The organism is Lentzea guizhouensis (assembly GCF_001701025.1).
Lineage (GTDB): Bacteria > Actinomycetota > Actinomycetes > Mycobacteriales > Pseudonocardiaceae > Lentzea > Lentzea guizhouensis.
The window spans coordinates 1,301,422-1,317,143 of record NZ_CP016793.1 but is presented as its reverse complement, the minus strand read 5'-3'; the positions used below and the strand labels follow the sequence as shown (position 1 = coordinate 1,317,143).

Here is a 15,722-nt window from a genome sequence, read left to right as displayed (position 1 = left end):
TCAAGTTAACGAGTGATGTCAGACAACCGGCGAACGCCCTCGACCAGCGCGTGCTCCGGCGCGCCCCCATAGGTCAAACGGAGGAAGTTGCCCGGCGGTTCAGCCGCGAACCAAGGCCGTCCGGGGAACACCACCACGTCGCGGGCCGCGGCGGCGGTGGTCAGCTCGACGTCGTCGAGCCCGTCCGGCAACTTCACCCAGAGGTGTAGCCCGCCGGAGGTCGGTGCCACCGTGAACTCCGGCAGGTGAGTGGCCAGCGCGGTCCGCAGGGCGTCACGCCGGTGCCGCAGGGCCTGGTGCAGCGTGCGCAGGTGCCGGCGCCAGGCCGGCGACGTCACGAAGTCGATCGCCGCCTCCTGCAACGGCCCGGCGACGTACAGGTCCTGCCGCGACCTGGTGGTCCGCAACCGCCGCCCGGCAGGCCCGCGCGCGCCGATCGCGGCGACCCGCAGGCCCGGTGCGGCGATCTTGGTGAGCGAGCGGACGTGGACGACGTGCCCGTCGGTGTCCTGCGAGGCGAGCGTGGGCGGCGCGGTGCCGTCGATGGTGAAGCCGCGCGCCCAGTCGTCCTCGACCAGGAACGCCCCGGCCGTCGCGACGATCCGCATGACCTCGGGCCGCCGCTCGTCGGACAGCACGCCGCCGTGCGGGTTCGCGTGCAACGGCTGGCAGTAGAAGAGCTTCGCGCCCGTGTGGGTGAAAGCGGCCTGGAGCAGGTCCGGTCGCACGCCGTCCTCGTCCGCGGGCACCGGCACGACCTTGAGCCCCGCGTCCCGCGCCGCCGCGATCGCCCCGAGGTAGGTGGGCGACTCGACGAGCACCGTGTCGCCGCGCTGGCCGAGGCCGCGGAACACCGTGGCCAGCGCCTCCTGCGCGCCCGCGCACACCGTCATGTCACCGGCCCTGAGGTCGCCACCGGCCTCTTTGGCGAACCAGGCCCGCAGCTCCTCCTTGCCCTCGACCGGCACGCGCCCCCAGGAGGCGGGCCTGCGCGCGGCACGGGTGAGCGCGGCGCCGAGCGCCTCCGCCGGCTGCAGATCCGGGTCGAGGTACCCGCTGGAGAGCTGGATGACCTCGGGTCTCGGCACCGCGACCAGGTTCGCGACCAGGTCCTCGCCCGGCCGCCCCTCGCCCAGCGCCACCGACTGCCAGGACAGGTCCTGTCCGGTCGCCCGTGCGTTCCTCGCGGCGACGAAGCTCCCGCGACCGGGCCTGACCTCGACGAGCCCCTCCGCGGCGACGCGCTGGATCGCCTGCTGCACGGTCGCCGGCGAGGCCTTGTGCCGGGCCATCAGGTCGCGCACCGACGGCATCCGATCGCCCGCGCGTCCGGAGCGTGCCGTGGCTCTCAGCTCCTCGATAACGCGCATGGCTGCGTTATCCTCATTCATGAGAGCCAAGAGTAACGTTATCGTGCCTCCGGGGGTAACACTCGGCGCGCTCGCGGTGCTGGGGTTCAGCTACTCGCTGCCCGCGACCCGCTTGGCTGTAATGGGTCTCGACCCGTGGTTCGTCGCTTTCGGCCGTGCGGTCGGCGCCGCTGTGCTGGCGATCGCCTACCTCGTGTTATCCCGAGCGTCACTGCCCTCGGTAACGCAGGTGCGCCGTCTCGTCGTCGTGGCCGCGGGCATCGTCATCGGCTTCCCGCTCTTCACGTCCTTGGCCCTCACCACCCAGACCTCCGCACACGGCGCCGTCGTCATCGCCGTGCTGCCCATGTCGACCGCGATCTGGGCCGTCCTGCGCGCCCACGAACGCCCACCCCTCGCGTTCTGGCTCTCCAGCGGTGCCGGCCTGCTCGCCGTGCTGGCGTTCCTGGCGGCAGGCGGCGGCCTCTCCGGCTCGTTCAGCGTGGCCGACCTCTACCTGCTCATCGCGGTCGTGGTGTGCGGCCTCGGTTACGCCGAGGGCGGCGCCCTGTCCCGCGAGCTCGGCGGCGCCCGCACGATCTGCTGGGCCCTCGTCGTCGCCCTGCCGGTCACCATCCCGGTTTCGCTGTACACAGCGGACTTCTCCCGCGCCACCACCGGCGTCTGGTTCCACTTCGCCTACGTGACCACGATTTCGATGTTCCTCGGCTTCGTCGCCTGGTACGCCGCCATGGCCGCGGGCGGAGTCGCCAAGATCGGCCAACTGCAGCTCGCGCAACCCGTTCTGTCCCTCGGGTGGGCCGCCTTGGTGCTCGGCGAACCGGTCGGCTGGCCCGCACTCGTGACCGCCGCAGTGGTGCTCGTGTGTGTGGTGCTGACCCAACGAAGCCGTGTGGTGTCAACGAACTCCGTGGCGGAGCCGGCGGTCCGCTGACGCCGGCGGACCCTCCGAAAATTGTCAGACCCTCCTGCCATGCTCGACCTACCCGAGCAGAGGAGTGTCCAGTGCAGATCGAGGTGGCGAGCAAGCGCCGCAAGCTCAACCGTCCCGACGCGGTCGTCCTCGACGTGACCTCCCGCGGCCCCGAGCCGTGGGTGCGCTTCAGCCCGTTCTACCCGCACGGCGGCATCCCGGTCCCGCTGTCGCCGGGCGTGGTGAGCGAGTCCGTCGAGGGCGTGTGGCAGGCGCTGAAGGTCTTCGAGAAGTCCGATGTGGACCCCGCGAAGCTGGGCGTGCGGTCGATGAAGGGCCTCAAGCGCACCGTCCGCCGCTTCGGCCAGGTCCACGGCCACCGCGCCGGCCTGCACGGCTCCACCCTGCTCGACTACCGCACCGCCCGCCAGGAGATCTACCTGCCGACCTACCGCTGGGTCCTCGACCACCGGCTACCGGACCTCGTGGCGGAGCTGCGCGCGTTAGCCGGGTCGACGTCGGTCGTACTGCTCGACTACACGACGAACGGCGACGTCGACGACCTCAGCACGCCCCTGTCGCACGCGGCGCTGATCGCTGACCACGTGAGGAGGCTCGACGACGGCAACTCAGCGACCACGTCCGGTCTTCCGCAGGCCACCTGACGGCTCGCGGAGCCCGTGGAGGGGCCGAGCCGTTTGAGTGACCGGCAAGTTCGCAGAGCAGGCGAGCCGCCTGCGCGACCGGAAGCCGTGGAGGGGGCCGAGCCGCCTGGGTGACCGGCAAGCCCGCAGAGCAGGCGAGCCGCCTGCGCAACCGGATGCCCGTGGAGGGGGCCGAGTCGCCTGCGTGGCGGGAAGCCCGCAGAGCAGGCGAGTTGTCTGCGTGACCGGAGGCCCGTGGAGGAGAACGGCTGCCTGCGAGATCGGAGCCTGCGGAGGAGGCCGGCCGCCTGCGCGACCGGCAGGACGAGGCGTGGCGCCGGGAGCTGGCATGCGACCTCGGCCGCTGCTGAGCAGCCCTTGCGAACACCAGCCGAGCGAGCCACCTCTGGCCCTTCCGAGCCGCCCAACTCATCCGAGGATGCCCGCAGAGCAGGCGAGCCGCCTGCGCGACCGGAAGCCGTGGGGAGGCGGAGCTGCTTGCGCGACCAGAAGTCCATGGAGGAGGCCGAGCAGCCTGCGTGATCGGAATCCCGTGGAGGAGGCCGAGCCGCCTGCGTGATGGGCGAGCCGAGCCGAGGCGTGCCGTCAGCCGCCGACGCGCGACCTCGGCCGCCCCGGCGGCGACCCCGACCACCCTCGCAGCCCCCGCGGACCCCACCGAGCAAGCCAGTTCCCGGCCCTGTCGGGCCGCCCAACCACCCGAGGAGGCACATGAACTGACGGGGTGCCCGGTACCCTTCTGCCCGGCTGGTTTTCCGTCCCGCGCAGAGGAACGGTCACGTTGGACCCCAACAGAGCGCTGCTGTGGGAGCGTGCGGGTGGCCGGTGCGCCATCTGCAAGCGCCCTGTCGGCGACGCAGGTCGCGAGGTTGCGCATCCGCACCGAGGACCTGGCGCCGTCGCCACGCCACCCGGACAGCTACGAGAACCTCGTCCTGCTGTGCGCGGCCGACAGCGAGATCGTCACCGGTGAGCGCGCGAGAGCTACCCGCCGCACGTGTTGCTGGGCGTGAAGTCCGACCACGAGGACCTGGTCGCCCGCACCACGTCCGGGCAGGACCTGTCGGCGGTCAGCCTGCTGGTGCACGTCGCGTTCTTCGGGGGTTCCGCGGTGCCCCAGTACTTCCTGAAGGTCACCAACGAGGGCACGGCGCCGGTCAGGCTGGACGCTGTCTGGTTCGACACCACGCCCCAGGTCGTGGTCGACAACCCGCACCGCCCGCTGCCCGCGGTGCTGCACCCCGGGGAGCTGTTCGAGACCTGGCAGGCCGCGCACGGCGTGCCGGCCGTGCCGAGTCCCGGTCACGTGGCGCGTGCCCGGCTCAGCGACGGCACGGTGGTCAGGTCGCGCCCGAACACCGCGGTCCTGCCCGCCGGGATCGTGGGTGGTGGTGGTCGTCCGCTCACCGACCTGGTCGGGCCCGTCGCCGCTGTGAACCACGACGGTGGCAGGTTGCTCGACAAGGAGCGCGACGTCTTCATCTCGCACGCGTCCGAGGACAAGGACGCCGTGGTCCGGCCGCTCGCACATGCGTTGCGCGCCAAGGGCCTGCGTGTCTGGTACGACGAGTTCGAGCTGAGGATCGGCGACTCGCTGAGGCGCAAGATCGACGAGGGCATCGCCCACAGCCGCTTCGGTGTGGTGGTGCTGTCGCCGTCGTTCCTGACCAAGGGCTGGACCACGTACGAGCTGGACGGCCTCATCACCCGCGGCAACGCGGCGGGAGGAGGCCAGGTCGTCCTGCCCGTGCTGCACGGCCTGACGATCGGGGATCTGCTGCGCCACAGCCCGAGTCTCGCCGACCGCGTCGCCAGGGACACCGCCGTCACGCCGGTCGACGTGATCGCCGACGAGATCTTCGAGGTGGTGTCGCGGGCGACCGTGCCGCGCGACCGCTCGCCGCACGTGTCTGACCGGTCGGAATAGTCGGATTTATACTGCTGTCCTTCGGCTTTGGGGGTCGGCAGTGGCTACACCGAACGAGTTCCTGGACATCGCGGGCGCGCTCACCGAGGTGCAGCGCTCCTCCGGGCAGCAGTACGACACCTTCCGCGTGCGCGGCAAGGTGTTCGGCTACTACTGGCCGAGCACGCAGACCGTGGGTCTGAAGCAGACGCTGTCCGAGCAGCAGGCGCTGGTCGCCGAACGCCCGGAGGTGTTCGAGGAGCAGTTCACCTCGGGCGGGTTCGGCTGGGTCGTCGTGTACCTGGAGGGGATCGAGGCCGACGAGCTCGCCGAGCTGGTCTTCGAGGCGTGGCGGCTGTCCGCGCCGGAGGAGCTGGTCGCCGTTGTCCCGGACCTGGCGCGCTGAGAGGACACACGATGACCAGGGTCAAGTTCGAGCTGCCCGCCGACGACCTCGATCGGGCGACCGCGTTCTACCGGGACGTCTTCGGGTGGGAGTCGTTGCGGCTGCCGTTCCCGTACGCGCTCGTCGACACCGACGGCGAGCCCGTCGACGTGGCCGACAGCGATGGCGGGATCTCGCCGCGCACCGAGTTCGTGCAGGGACCGGTGCTCATCGTCGAGGTGCCGTCGATCGACGACGTCGCGCCGCGGGTGGTGGCGTCCGGCGGTGTCCTGCTGAACGCCAAGGAGCAGGTCGGCGCCTACGGGTTCTCGCAGTACGTGAAGGACAGCGAGGGTTCGGTGCTGTGCCTGTGGGAGTCGATCCAGGAGGCGTGAGCGCCGCGGCTTGACCTCCAGCGCGCTGGAGGGTGCAGCATCCGGGCATGAACGTGGTGATCACGGGTGGCGGCAGGGGGTTCGGGCGCACGCTGGCGCGGCGGTTCGCCGAGCAGGGTGCGACGGTGGTGGTGACGGCGCGGACGTTGGCTGCCGCGCAGCGCACGCGTGACCTGCTGCCGGACGCCCACGCGCTGCAGTGCGACCTGACGGACCCGGCGTCCGTCCGGCGTTGTGCCGAGCAGACGGCGGAGCTGCTCGGACACGTCGACGTGTTGGTCAACAACGGGGCCGGGTTCCTCGCGGAGTCGCAGGCGGACGACGACGCGATCGTGCGCACGATCCTGTCCGGCGCGGCCGGGACGGTGCTGATGACGGAGCACTTCCTGCCGCTGCTGCGCCGTTCCGGACGCGCGGACGTGGTGACGGTCGTGTCGCTGGAAGCCGAGTCGCGCAGCGATCCGGCGCACATCGCGCACGCGGCGTTCCACGCGGCCAAGGCGGGGCAGGGGCGTTACGCGGAGATCATGTCCCAGCGCCTGCGGCCGGAGGGCATCCGGATGATCTCGCTGTACCCGCCGGACTTCGAGGACGGTGACGGCCGGGACGGCGTGCTGACGGCACGGTCTGTGGCCGATTGCGTGTTGTTCGCCGTGAACCAGCCGCGCGACTGCTTCATCCGCTCGTTCCACTTCGAGCCGCTTCCGGTGAGTTAGCGAAAGAGGATGCGGGTGATCTCCGTGTCGGTGGCGCGGCCCTCGTCGTACCCGCCCTCACCGGCGAGGTTGTTCATGATCACCAACGTGTAGCGCTGGTCGGCGCCGACGAAGCCGACGGAGTTCATCACCCAGCCGGTGTCCTCCTGCGACCAGCCGTTCTTCACGCCGGAGTCCGGGCCCCACACGCCCCACTGCTGCTCGGGGCCGACGCTGCGCATCTGTTCCACGATGTACGCCCGGTCGGCCGGGTCCACCTCGTCGAGGACGTGGTTGATCAGCCGGTCCAGGTCGTCGGCCGTGCACTTCTCGAAGCCCCAGTACGGGAACGAGGACGCGTAGCCGCGCTGCGCGACCAGGCCGGTCATGCCGTACTCGGGGAACGCGGCGGTGAAGGTCGCGCCGTTGTAGCGCTGCCAGAGCGTGTCGGCCGCGTCGTCGTCGGAGCTGTGCAGCATCGCGGTCATCAGGCGGCGGTCGTCGGTGCTCAGGCGGATCTTGCCGGCGCGGTGGCGTTCGAGCAGGTTCACGATCATCGCGAGCTTGATGGTGGAGGCGGTCCACACCTTGTCGGCGGCGTGCTTGTTGCGCCAGACCACGCCGTTGTGGCGGTCGCGCAGGACGATGCCGACGGTGCCGGGTCTCGTCTCGGCGTACAGCTGGGCCTCCTGGATGCGCTTCTGGAGTGCGCAGTCGAAGCCGCTGTCGGGCATCGGGCAGATCTCGGGCACCGCGATCAGAGGTGCCGCCGCGGGGGAGTGCGTGAGCGGCGCCGCGGCGGGTGGTCCGGCCGGCACGGCGGCGCTGCAGGCAGTCAGGGCGAGCGCGCACGCAACGAGGATCGGCCGGAGCATGAGCCGCACCGTAGACCTCCGGACGGGTGACGTCGACCGCCGGACGGCAGACCGTCCGATCTGCGTGTTTTGTGGCTAAACCCGAATCTGAGTAAAAGATGTTTGACACGGTGTCTGCTTCGCTTTACCTTGGTCGTGTCAGGTTTCTTTGACATCAGGAGCGGGTCGTGGCCTTCGAGGAGAAGCGCGCGTGGGCCATGGCGATCGTCGCCGCGGTCGGCTACGCGGTGTACGTCGTGCTCGTGCTGGGGCGGGCCGGTGGGCGGCCGCTGGCCGAGGTGCCGTACGTCGACGCGGCGCTGTGGACGATCGGGTTCGGGATCGTCGTGGGGATCGTGTCCGGCATCTGGTTCGGCATCGCGTCGCGCCGGGAAGGCGGGCTGCAGGTCGACGAGCGCGACGTGGAGATCGGGCGCTTCGGCGACCACGTCGGCCAGTCGTTCGTCGTGATCGGCGGTGTGGCCGCACTGGTGCTGGCGATGGCCGAGGCGCCGCACTTCTGGATCGCGAACGTGCTCTACCTGTGCTTCGCGCTGTCCGCCGTGCTCGGTTCCCTCGCCAAGATCGCGGCCTACCGGCAGGGCGTGCGGTGAAGCCGACGAAGGTCACGAACTCGATCCGCGCGTTGCGGTTCGCGCACGACGAGATGAAGCAGGCCGACCTCGCCGCGGCGATCGGCGTGACGCGGCAGACGTTGATCGCCATCGAGCAGGGGCGGTACTCGCCCTCGCTGGAGGTGGCGTTCCGGATCGCGCGCGTGTTCGGGGTTCCGCTCGAAGAGGTGTTCCAGTACCCGGAGGAGGAGACGACGTGAAGGCTGTTGTGCAGCGAAGATACGGATCGGCGGTGCTCGGTGACCTGGATGTGCCCGTGCCTGGGCAGGGTGAGGTTCTGCTGGAGGTGCGGGCGGCCGGCGTCGACATGGGCACCTGGCACCTCCTCAGCGGCAAGCCTTACCTGTTGCGGGTCATCGGCTTCGGGTTCCGCGGACCGAAGTCGCCGGTGCCGGGACGGGACGTGTCCGGTGTCGTGACGGCGGTCGGTCCGCAGGTGACCGAGTTCGCCGTGGGCGACGAGGTGTTCGGCACCTGTGACGGAGCGTTCGCCGAGTACGCCGTCACGCAGGCCAAGCGGCTGGCACGCAAGCCGGCGGGCCTCTCGTTCGCGGAGGCGGCGGCAGTGCCGATCTCGGGTGGCACCGCGTTGCAGGGGTTGCGTTCGGTCAAGGCGGGACAACGGGTCCTGGTGCTCGGCGCGGGCGGCGGCGTCGGTTCGTACGGCGTGCAGATCGCACGATCGCTCGGTGCGCACGTCACGGGCGTGTGCAGCACGAAGAAGGTCGAGCTCGTCCGTTCGTTGGGCGTGCACGAGGTTGTCGACTACACGGTCGCGGACTTCACCGGCACCTACGACCTGGTGCTGGACTGCGGCGGCCACCGTTCGTTGTCCCGGCTGCGCGACGCGGCGGGCAAGCGCGGCACGGTGGTGATCGTCGGCTCGGAGACGACGGAGCCGATCTTCGGCGGGTTCGACCGGTCGTTGCGGGCGCTGGCGCTGAACCTCTTCGTCCCGCAGAAGCTCGTCGGACTGACGTCGGCGGAACGCGGTGACGTCTTCGAGGAGCTGCGCGTCCTCATCGAGGCCGGCGAGGTCAAGCCGGCCGTCGACCGCACCTTCCCTCTGTCAGAAGCACTTGAGGCGATCGACCACGTCTACTCGCGACGGTCGGCCGGCAAGGTCGTCGTCACGATCTGACCGCCGATCACCACGGTGGTCACGCGGTGCATCGCCTTGATGTCCCGCACGGGATCTCCCCGCACCGCGATGATGTCCGCGTCCCACCCCGCCCTCAGCACGCCTTTGCTGACACCGCACGCCTTCGCGGCCTGACTGGTCGCACTGGCCAGCACCGCCGCGTTCGGCACACCCGCCTCGATCATGTCCGCGAGCGCGTGGGCCGTGATCCCGTGCGGCTTGCCCGCCGCGATCCCGCCATCGGTACCGGACACCGACCGCACCCCGTGGTCGTGCATCCGGCCGACCGCGGCGATCTTGGCGGCGAGGCTCATCCCCATCCGCTCGAACGCCTCCCTGATGAAGGGCGGCGGCTCCACCGTGACGCCGAGGGTGTGGCAGACGGCGACGTCCGCCTCGGCCAACGCGTCCATCAACTCGACCGGCACGACCATCGCCCCGCCGGCCAGACACGTGCAGTGCTCGATGCCGTCGACCCCGGCGGCCACCGCGCGCTGCACCGAGGCGAGGCTGTGGGCGTGCGCCGTCACCGGCAGCCCGCACCCGTGCGCTTCCTCCACGACAACGCGGAGCTCGCGCTCGGTGAACTGGCAGTCGTCGACGACCGTGCCAGGCGTGGCGAACCCACCACTGGCCATGATCTTGACGACGTCGACTCCCCGCTCGGCCCGCTCCCGCACCGCCCGCTTGAGGGCGTCCTCACCGGCGCTCTCCCCGCCCATCGACCAGCAATGCCCTTTCACACTGGTGATGGGCGGCCCGGAGGCGAGGACGCGCTGCCGGTGCCGGTCACGCTGCTCGACCACCGACCACGCCCGGTCACCGAGGTCGCGCACCGTGGTGACGCCGGCCTTCAGGTGGCGGTCGAGGCTGTCCTCGATCACCGCGTCGAGGTGCTCGGCGCTGAACCCGGGAAGGCGGTCGAGCGCACCGTTCTCGCTGTCGGCTCCGAGGTGGACGTGCGTGTCGACGAGTCCGGGCAGGACGGTCGCGTCGCCGAGCTCGACCACCTCGGCGCCCGGCACGTCGGGGTGGCCCTGCTCGACCGCGGTGATGGTGCCGTTCTCGGTGATGACCGTGACGGGGCCGGCGAGCGAGTGCTCACCGTCGAAGGCACGCGCGGCTCTCAGCGCCAGCATGGCGGTCAGTCTGAGCTTCACATGCTGGGAAAGCAATGGTAGACGGGCTGGTCACTCGATCGGTCGGAGTGCGCTGGGTAGTGCTCTGGATGCGAGCGGCGACATGGCGAGGTCCGCGCACGCTTCGCAGGGGTACCCCCTGATCGGGAACCCCTGCGTTACAACGTACTCAGCACCACCGACAAGATCGGCGCGCTTGACCTCGGTGCGCGGTCAGCGGGCGTGCGGCAGCGTGAACGTGTCCACCTGCGGCAGGTCGTGCCCCAGCCGGTCCCTCTTCGCCGTCAGGTACGCGATGTTGTGCGGGTTCGGCGGCATCAGCAGCGGCACCCGTGCGGTGACCGGGATGCCGTTGTCCTCCAGGGCCGCGATCTTGTCCGGGTTGTTGGACATCAGGCGCACGGACTGGACGCGCAGGTGCCGGAGCACGCGCGCGGCGGGGGAGTAGTCGCGGACGTCGACCGGCAGGCCCAGGGAGGTGGCCGAGTCGAGGGTGTCCATGCCGGCGTCCTGCAGGACGTGGGTGCGGACCTTTGCCACCAAACCGATGCCTCGGCCTTCATGGCCGCGCAGGTAGACGAGCACGCCGCTGCCCTCGCGGATGATGGTGTTCAGGGCGGCGTCGAGTTGCTCGCCGCATTCGCAGCGCATGGCGCCGAAGATGTCGCCGGTCATGCACTCGGAGTGGATGCGGACGAGGACGTTCTCGCGCAGCTTCGTCTTGCCGTAGACGAGTGCCATGTGTTCGTGGCCGTCCGCGCGGAAGGCGATTGCGCGGAAGGTGCCACGGCGGGTCACCAGGTCGGACTCCGCCACGTCTTCTTCGTTGAAGGCCTGTTCGAACATCTCGGGTCCCCTCGTCACCAGGTTCCTCCCGGGCGTTCAACTACGCTCGGGCCTGACGTCGCACCGTAACCCGGCCGCACAGCGGAGGTCATCCTGTTCAGCATCACCGTTCGCGATCACGTGATGATCGCCCACAGTTTCCGCGGCGAGGTCTTCGGTCCGGCACAACGTCTGCATGGTGCAACGTTCGTGGTGGACGCAACGTTCAAACGGGCTGAGCTCGACCAGGACAACATCGTCGTCGACATCGGACTGGCCACGCAGGAGCTGGGCAAGGTCCTGGCCGCGTTCAACTACCGCAACCTCGACGAAGAACCGCAGTTCGCGGGCATCAACACGTCGACGGAGTGGCTCGCCAAGCACATCGCCGACCAGCTCGCGGACGCCATCGTGGCGGGGGCTCTCGGTGAGGGCGCTCACGGCATCGATGGGATCACCGTCACACTTCATGAGTCGCATGTGGCGTGGGCCAGCTACGAACGTGCACTTCGTACTGCCGGCTGACGTCGCCGATCCGGGCAGTCCCAGCGGCGGCAACGTCTACGACCTCAGGGTCGGCGGTGGTCTGCACCAGATCGCCGTCGCTGGTGACTGGCCGCGACCGAGCGATGCCGGAGCGCTGCGGCAAGCGCTTGCGGGAATTCCGGACGGGGAGGTGGTGCTCCTCGACGGGCTGGTGAGCTGTGGTGTGCCCGAAGTGGTCGTGCCGCACGCACGGCGGTTGAAGCTCGCCGTACTCGTGCACCTGCCGTTGGCCGATGAGACCGGTCTCGATCCCGTGACCGCGCACGAGCTCGACGTCGCAGAACGGCAGGTGCTGCACGCCGCGGCAGCTGTCATCGCGACCAGTCCGACGGCGGCGCACGGCATCAAGACCAGGCACGGGCTGAAGCACGTCCACGTCGTCGTACCGGGCACGGACCCAGCGCCGCAGGCCACCGGCACGGACGGCAGGACGAACCTCCTCTGCGTCGCGTCCATCACACCGCGCAAAGGCCAGGACGTGCTGGTCAGAGCACTACAGCGAACGAACCACGACTGGCGGCTGACGTGCGTGGGCCCGCACAGCCCGTTCCTGCGCGAGATCCCGCGAGACGACCGCGTCAGCTTCCCCGGACCACTCGTCGGCGAGGCCCTGACCAGCGCTTACGTCAACGCCGACCTGTTCGTGCTGGCGAGCAGGAACGAGACCTACGGCATGGTCGTCACCGAAGCCCTCGCGCACGGTCTGCCGGTCATCGCGAGCTCCGTCCCGGACGCGCTCCAGGACGGGGGCCTGCTCCTCCCGCCGGCCGACGAAAACGCGTTCGAAGCTGCACTGACACGGTGGTTCGAAGATCGGCGTTTCCGTGCCGCGCTCCGGGTCAGAGCGGCGCGCCGACGGGCCACTTTGTCCACTTGGGACGAATCCACACAGGACCTGCGAAGGGCGCTGGCTAGTCTGCCGCCATGACCTTCGCCCCCGAATGGCTGGCACTGCGGGAGAACGCTGACGCACAAGCGCGCTCGACCGAGCTCGTCGACGTGCTCGGGAAAACTCTGGTGAACCGAACCACCCTGACGATCCGTGACCTCGGTTGTGGCACGGGATCGATGGGACGATGGCTCGCCGGGAGGCTCGGCGGTGTGCAGCACTGGGTGCTGCACGACCGCGACCCCCGGCTGCTCGGCTTGGCGCAGGCCGGCATGAGCGCGATCGAGAACGTCACCGCCGAGACGCGGGAGGGTGACCTCACCGCGCTCACCGCCGCCGACCTCGCGGGCGCCGACCTGGTCACCTGCTCCGCGTTGCTCGACCTGCTCACCGCCGACGAGATGAACGCTCTGGCCACTGCCTGCGTAGAAGCTCATGTGCCCGCTCTGTTCACGCTCTCGGTGGCCGGCCGGATCGAGTTCGATCCGGCCGAGCCGCTCGACGCCGCCTTCCAGGACGCGTTCAACGCCCACCAGCGGCGCGTCGTGGACGGGCGGCGGCTGCTCGGGCCGGACGCTCCCCAGGCCGCCGAAGAGGCGTTCACGGCACTGGGGGCGACGGTCCGGACGGCCCAGAGCCCCTGGCGCACGAATGCCGACGCCCTGCAGCGGGAATGGCTGAAGGGCTGGGTCGGCGCGGCGGTCGAGCAGGAACCCGCACTGGCCGCGGACGCGTCCGACTACCTGCGCCGCAGGTCGGAGGCGTCCGCGGTGGTCCACCACGTCGACCTGCTGGCACTACCTGGAGTTGCGTGATGAAGCGTTTCTGGCCGTGGCTTCGGCTGCTGGTGGCGGTGGGCATCCTCGTGGGTCTGGGCCTGCGCCTGGGCACCGGGGCGTTCCTCGACGGGTTGCGCGCGATCGACGCGTTCTCCGTCGCCGCCGCACTGGCGATCGGGTTCGCGACGACCCTGCTCAGCGCCGGTCGCTGGGTGCTCGTCGCGCGCCGCCTCGGCCTGCCGCTGACCGTGAAGACCGCGGTCAGCGACTACTACCGCGCACAGCTCGTGAACGCCGTTCTGCCTGCGGGCGTGCTCGGCGACGTGCACCGCGCGGTGAACCACGGGCGTGAGTCGGGTGACGTCGGACGTGGTGTGCGCGCTGTGTTCTTCGAGCGCTTCGCCGGCCAGTTCGTGCTGATCGGGATCGGGGTCGCGGTGTTCCTCACGCACCCCGCTCCCGGCCTCGACTTCGCGCCGGACGGCACCACGGTCGCCGTCGTGCTTGCCTGCCTGGCCGCGCTCGCGGTCATCGGCTGGCACGTCAAGCCGATCAAGAAGGTCCTGGTCAACACGCTCGCGGACGGCATCAGGCTGCTGTCGTTCACGACCTGGCCCGCGGTGGTCGTGCTGTCCGCGGGTGCGGTCGCCGGATACGTCGCGCTGTTCCTGGTCGCCGCCCGCGCCGCCGGGTCGGACGCCACCGTCACGCAGCTCGCGCCGGTCGTCATCGTCGCGCTGCTGGTGATGGCGATCCCGGTGAACATCGGCGGGTTCGGCCCGCGCGAGGCGTTCCTCGCGGTCGCGTTCGGCGCCGCCGGGCTGGGGGCCCAGCAGGGGTTCACCACCGGCATCGTCTACGGCGTGCTCGCGTTGATCGCGAGCCTGCCGGGCGCGGTCGTGCTGTTCACCTCACGGCGCAAGGCCGTCGAACAGGTCGAGGTAGTGCCGGAACGACTCGACCAGCCCCGTGAGCAGGAGCTCGCCCTTGTGCGCTGAGGCCAGGGACGGGCGCCCGACGACGCCGGAGGACGTGTACGGCGCCAGACCCAGGGTGAGCATGTGCCGCCGGTCCTCCGCCAGGTGGTCAGCGGAGTCGTAGCCGGGACGGACGAGATCGGGGTGGGCGTGCAGCAGGATCGAGGTCTCCAGCTCACCCGCGTGCATGTCGCTGTACGCCGAGGTCTCGATGCCGGCCTTCGCCCTGGCGAACGCCCAGTCGTCGCGACCGGGGAAGAGCGCCATGCCACGCGACTCCTGCACGACGTTGGAGAGCACGTAGTTGCCGCCGTGCGCGTTCACCAGCACGAGGTGCTCGACCCCGTTGTGCCGCAACGATTCCGCGATGTCCGTGACCACTGACACCAGCGTGCGCGCGGAGATGCTGACGGTTCCGGACCAGTCGGCGTGCTCCTGCGAGCAGGAGAACTGGATCGGCGCGAGCAACCGCACCGGGTACGCCTCCGCGAGCGCCGACGCGATGGTCCACGCGATCACCGCGTCCGTGGCCAGCGGCAGGAACGGGCCGTGCTGCTCGGTGCTGCCGACCGGGAGCACGGCCACGCGCTGGTCGCGGACGTCGACCGTGGTGTCACGAGGGAACATGACCCCGACCGTAGTCAATGCGGTGGCACAGCGCCGGAATCTCCCCGTCGGCCAGCTTCGGCATGACGGCGGGCAACTCCTCGAACGCACTGGAACCGGTGATCAACGCGTCGAACCGGGCGTCGGCCAGCAGGTCGAGCGCCAGCGCCATGCGTTCGGCGTAGGAGCGGTCCGAGCGGCCGACCGTGCCGACCTGGCTGCTGCGGATCGTGAGCCGCTTCGAGTGGAAGAACTCGCCCAACGGCACGGCGACCCGCTTGTCCCCGTACCAGCTCAGCTCGACCACCCGGCCCTCCGGCGCGAGCAGGTTCAACGCCGTGGTGAGCCCGGCCTCCGTCGCACTGGCGTGGAACACCAGGTCACAGCCGTCGAGTGCCTGGTCAGGCAGCGCGAACCCGACCCCCAGCCGCTCGGCGACGGCCGAACGCGCCGGATCCGCGTCCACCAGTTCGACCCGTGCGCCGGGGAACGTCGCCAGCACCGCCGCGATGCTCGACCCGACCATGCCGCCGCCGACCACCGCGATCCGGTCGCCGATCAGCGGACGCGCGTCCCACACCGCGTTCACGGCCGTCTCCACGGTGCCCGCGAGCACGGCACGAGCGGCGGGAACGCCGTCCGGCACGGGGGTGACGGCGGATTCCGGGACCACGTACCGAGTCTGATGTGGATAGAGGCAGAACACCGTGCGCCCGCGCAGTCGTTCGGGCCCGTGTTCGACGACGCCCACGTTGAGGTACCCGTACTTGACCGGCCACGGGAAGTCGCCGTCCTGGAAGGGGGCCCGCATGGTGGCGTACTGGTTCTCCGGCACCCCACCGCGGAAGACGAGCGTCTCGGTACCGCGGCTGACACCCGAGAACAGCGTGCGCACCTCGACCTCACCCGGACCGGGCTCGGCCAGTGTGACCTGCCGAACCTCCCCGTTTCCGGATTCATTGAGCCAAAAGGCATCCGCCGTACGTGTCACTCACAACACCT

20 protein-coding genes are annotated in these 15,722 nt (G+C 70.2%); 14 read left to right on the top strand and 6 right to left on the bottom strand.

The window, feature by feature from the left end:
- Positions 1-5: 5 nt before the first annotated feature.
- Complete coding sequence (locus BBK82_RS06760; protein WP_237048055.1) at positions 6-1,370, bottom strand: aminotransferase-like domain-containing protein; 1,365 nt, start codon at positions 1,368-1,370, stop codon at positions 6-8.
- A gap of 43 nt (positions 1,371-1,413) precedes the next feature.
- Between BBK82_RS06760 and BBK82_RS06755 the strand changes: the two genes are divergently transcribed.
- The 7 genes from BBK82_RS06755 to BBK82_RS06730 all read left to right on the top strand — a co-directional run bounded on the left by BBK82_RS06755 (position 1,414) and on the right by BBK82_RS06730 (position 6,350).
- On the top strand, positions 1,414-2,304 hold the full coding sequence (locus tag BBK82_RS06755; RefSeq protein WP_218920588.1) for a DMT family transporter: 891 nt from the start codon (positions 1,414-1,416) through the stop codon (positions 2,302-2,304).
- A gap of 71 nt (positions 2,305-2,375) precedes the next feature.
- Positions 2,376-2,948 (top strand): DUF6939 family protein, encoded by a 573-nt coding sequence (locus BBK82_RS06750; protein ID WP_065914236.1) that lies wholly within the window; start codon positions 2,376-2,378, stop codon positions 2,946-2,948.
- 869 nt (positions 2,949-3,817) lie between these two features.
- On the top strand, positions 3,818-3,961 hold the full coding sequence (locus BBK82_RS49845) for a hypothetical protein (RefSeq protein WP_154697115.1): 144 nt from the start codon (positions 3,818-3,820) through the stop codon (positions 3,959-3,961).
- Positions 3,946-4,875: a toll/interleukin-1 receptor domain-containing protein gene (locus tag BBK82_RS06745; RefSeq protein ID WP_065914235.1), complete on the top strand. Its 930-nt coding sequence runs from the start codon at positions 3,946-3,948 to the stop codon at positions 4,873-4,875. Before BBK82_RS49845 ends, BBK82_RS06745 begins: the two co-directional genes overlap by 16 nt.
- A 40-nt stretch (positions 4,876-4,915) precedes the next feature.
- Positions 4,916-5,260, top strand: a complete 345-nt coding sequence (locus BBK82_RS06740) for an MmcQ/YjbR family DNA-binding protein (RefSeq protein WP_065914234.1) — start codon at positions 4,916-4,918, stop codon at positions 5,258-5,260.
- A gap of 11 nt (positions 5,261-5,271) precedes the next feature.
- Positions 5,272-5,634, top strand: coding sequence for a VOC family protein (locus BBK82_RS06735; protein WP_065914233.1), 363 nt, complete (start codon positions 5,272-5,274; stop codon positions 5,632-5,634).
- 47 nt (positions 5,635-5,681) lie between these two features.
- Positions 5,682-6,350 (top strand): SDR family oxidoreductase, encoded by a 669-nt coding sequence (locus tag BBK82_RS06730; protein ID WP_065914232.1) that lies wholly within the window; start codon positions 5,682-5,684, stop codon positions 6,348-6,350.
- On the opposite strand, the gene BBK82_RS06725 is transcribed toward BBK82_RS06730, so the two are convergent.
- Complete coding sequence (locus tag BBK82_RS06725) at positions 6,347-7,204, bottom strand: class A beta-lactamase-related serine hydrolase (RefSeq protein ID WP_237048054.1); 858 nt, start codon at positions 7,202-7,204, stop codon at positions 6,347-6,349. The two genes, BBK82_RS06730 and BBK82_RS06725, sit on opposite strands and share 4 nt — an antisense overlap.
- A gap of 167 nt (positions 7,205-7,371) precedes the next feature.
- Here BBK82_RS06725 and BBK82_RS06720 point away from each other — a divergent pair, with 167 nt between their 5' ends.
- Genes BBK82_RS06720 through BBK82_RS06710 form a run of 3 tightly spaced genes read left to right on the top strand, consistent with a single transcriptional unit; the run spans position 7,372 to position 8,959 of the window.
- Positions 7,372-7,797, top strand: a complete 426-nt coding sequence (locus BBK82_RS06720; protein WP_179953758.1) for a hypothetical protein — start codon at positions 7,372-7,374, stop codon at positions 7,795-7,797.
- Positions 7,798-7,850: 53 nt separating this feature from the next.
- Entirely contained in the window at positions 7,851-8,018 is a 168-nt protein-coding gene (locus BBK82_RS49840) for a helix-turn-helix transcriptional regulator (RefSeq protein WP_065920860.1), read from the top strand.
- The gene (locus BBK82_RS06710; RefSeq protein ID WP_065914231.1) at positions 8,015-8,959 is read left to right on the top strand and encodes an NAD(P)-dependent alcohol dehydrogenase; all 945 of its coding nucleotides are present in this window, start codon (positions 8,015-8,017) and stop codon (positions 8,957-8,959) included. The genes BBK82_RS49840 and BBK82_RS06710 overlap by 4 nt, the downstream gene beginning before the upstream one ends.
- Here the strand turns inward: BBK82_RS06710 and BBK82_RS06705 are convergent.
- Both BBK82_RS06705 and ribA read right to left on the bottom strand, forming a co-directional pair.
- Positions 8,917-10,098: an amidohydrolase family protein gene (locus BBK82_RS06705; RefSeq protein WP_065920862.1), complete on the bottom strand. Its 1,182-nt coding sequence runs from the start codon at positions 10,096-10,098 to the stop codon at positions 8,917-8,919. The genes BBK82_RS06710 and BBK82_RS06705 overlap by 43 nt on opposite strands.
- Before the next feature lie 213 nt (positions 10,099-10,311).
- Entirely contained in the window at positions 10,312-10,962 is a 651-nt protein-coding gene (gene ribA / locus BBK82_RS06700; RefSeq protein WP_237048053.1) for a GTP cyclohydrolase II, read from the bottom strand.
- Between the two features lie 75 nt (positions 10,963-11,037).
- Here ribA and BBK82_RS06695 point away from each other — a divergent pair, with 75 nt between their 5' ends.
- The 4 genes from BBK82_RS06695 to BBK82_RS06680 are packed head-to-tail and all read left to right on the top strand — an operon-like array spanning position 11,038 to position 14,135.
- Complete coding sequence (locus BBK82_RS06695; RefSeq protein WP_065914229.1) at positions 11,038-11,448, top strand: 6-pyruvoyl trahydropterin synthase family protein; 411 nt, start codon at positions 11,038-11,040, stop codon at positions 11,446-11,448.
- Entirely contained in the window at positions 11,426-12,397 is a 972-nt protein-coding gene (locus BBK82_RS06690; RefSeq protein WP_335618050.1) for a glycosyltransferase family 4 protein, read from the top strand. The genes BBK82_RS06695 and BBK82_RS06690 overlap by 23 nt, the downstream gene beginning before the upstream one ends.
- The gene (locus BBK82_RS06685; RefSeq protein WP_065914227.1) at positions 12,394-13,173 is read left to right on the top strand and encodes a class I SAM-dependent methyltransferase; all 780 of its coding nucleotides are present in this window, start codon (positions 12,394-12,396) and stop codon (positions 13,171-13,173) included. Before BBK82_RS06690 ends, BBK82_RS06685 begins: the two co-directional genes overlap by 4 nt.
- Positions 13,173-14,135, top strand: a complete 963-nt coding sequence (locus BBK82_RS06680; RefSeq protein WP_065914226.1) for a lysylphosphatidylglycerol synthase transmembrane domain-containing protein — start codon at positions 13,173-13,175, stop codon at positions 14,133-14,135. The genes BBK82_RS06685 and BBK82_RS06680 overlap by 1 nt, the downstream gene beginning before the upstream one ends.
- On the opposite strand, the gene BBK82_RS06675 is transcribed toward BBK82_RS06680, so the two are convergent.
- Together BBK82_RS06675 and BBK82_RS06670 are read right to left on the bottom strand one after the other, a co-directional pair.
- Positions 14,049-14,741: a creatininase family protein gene (locus BBK82_RS06675; protein WP_065914225.1), complete on the bottom strand. Its 693-nt coding sequence runs from the start codon at positions 14,739-14,741 to the stop codon at positions 14,049-14,051. The two genes, BBK82_RS06680 and BBK82_RS06675, sit on opposite strands and share 87 nt — an antisense overlap.
- Positions 14,728-15,711, bottom strand: coding sequence for a zinc-dependent alcohol dehydrogenase (locus tag BBK82_RS06670; RefSeq protein ID WP_065914224.1), 984 nt, complete (start codon positions 15,709-15,711; stop codon positions 14,728-14,730). Before BBK82_RS06670 ends, BBK82_RS06675 begins: the two co-directional genes overlap by 14 nt.
- Positions 15,712-15,722 lie beyond the last annotated feature (11 nt).

Coding starts and splice junctions, on each gene's coding strand:
- BBK82_RS06760 (WP_237048055.1), bottom strand. CDS start 1,370: ATGCGCGTTATCGAGGAGCTGAGAGCCACGGCACGCTCCGGACGCGCG.
- BBK82_RS06725 (WP_237048054.1), bottom strand. CDS start 7,204: ATGCTCCGGCCGATCCTCGTTGCGTGCGCGCTCGCCCTGACTGCCTGC.
- BBK82_RS06685 (WP_065914227.1), top strand. CDS start 12,394: ATGACCTTCGCCCCCGAATGGCTGGCACTGCGGGAGAACGCTGACGCA.
- BBK82_RS06730 (WP_065914232.1), top strand. CDS start 5,682: ATGAACGTGGTGATCACGGGTGGCGGCAGGGGGTTCGGGCGCACGCTG.
- BBK82_RS06735 (WP_065914233.1), top strand. CDS start 5,272: ATGACCAGGGTCAAGTTCGAGCTGCCCGCCGACGACCTCGATCGGGCG.
- BBK82_RS06680 (WP_065914226.1), top strand. CDS start 13,173: ATGAAGCGTTTCTGGCCGTGGCTTCGGCTGCTGGTGGCGGTGGGCATC.
- BBK82_RS49840 (WP_065920860.1), top strand. CDS start 7,851: ATGAAGCAGGCCGACCTCGCCGCGGCGATCGGCGTGACGCGGCAGACG.
- BBK82_RS06705 (WP_065920862.1), bottom strand. CDS start 10,098: ATGCTGGCGCTGAGAGCCGCGCGTGCCTTCGACGGTGAGCACTCGCTC.
- BBK82_RS06675 (WP_065914225.1), bottom strand. CDS start 14,741: ATGTTCCCTCGTGACACCACGGTCGACGTCCGCGACCAGCGCGTGGCC.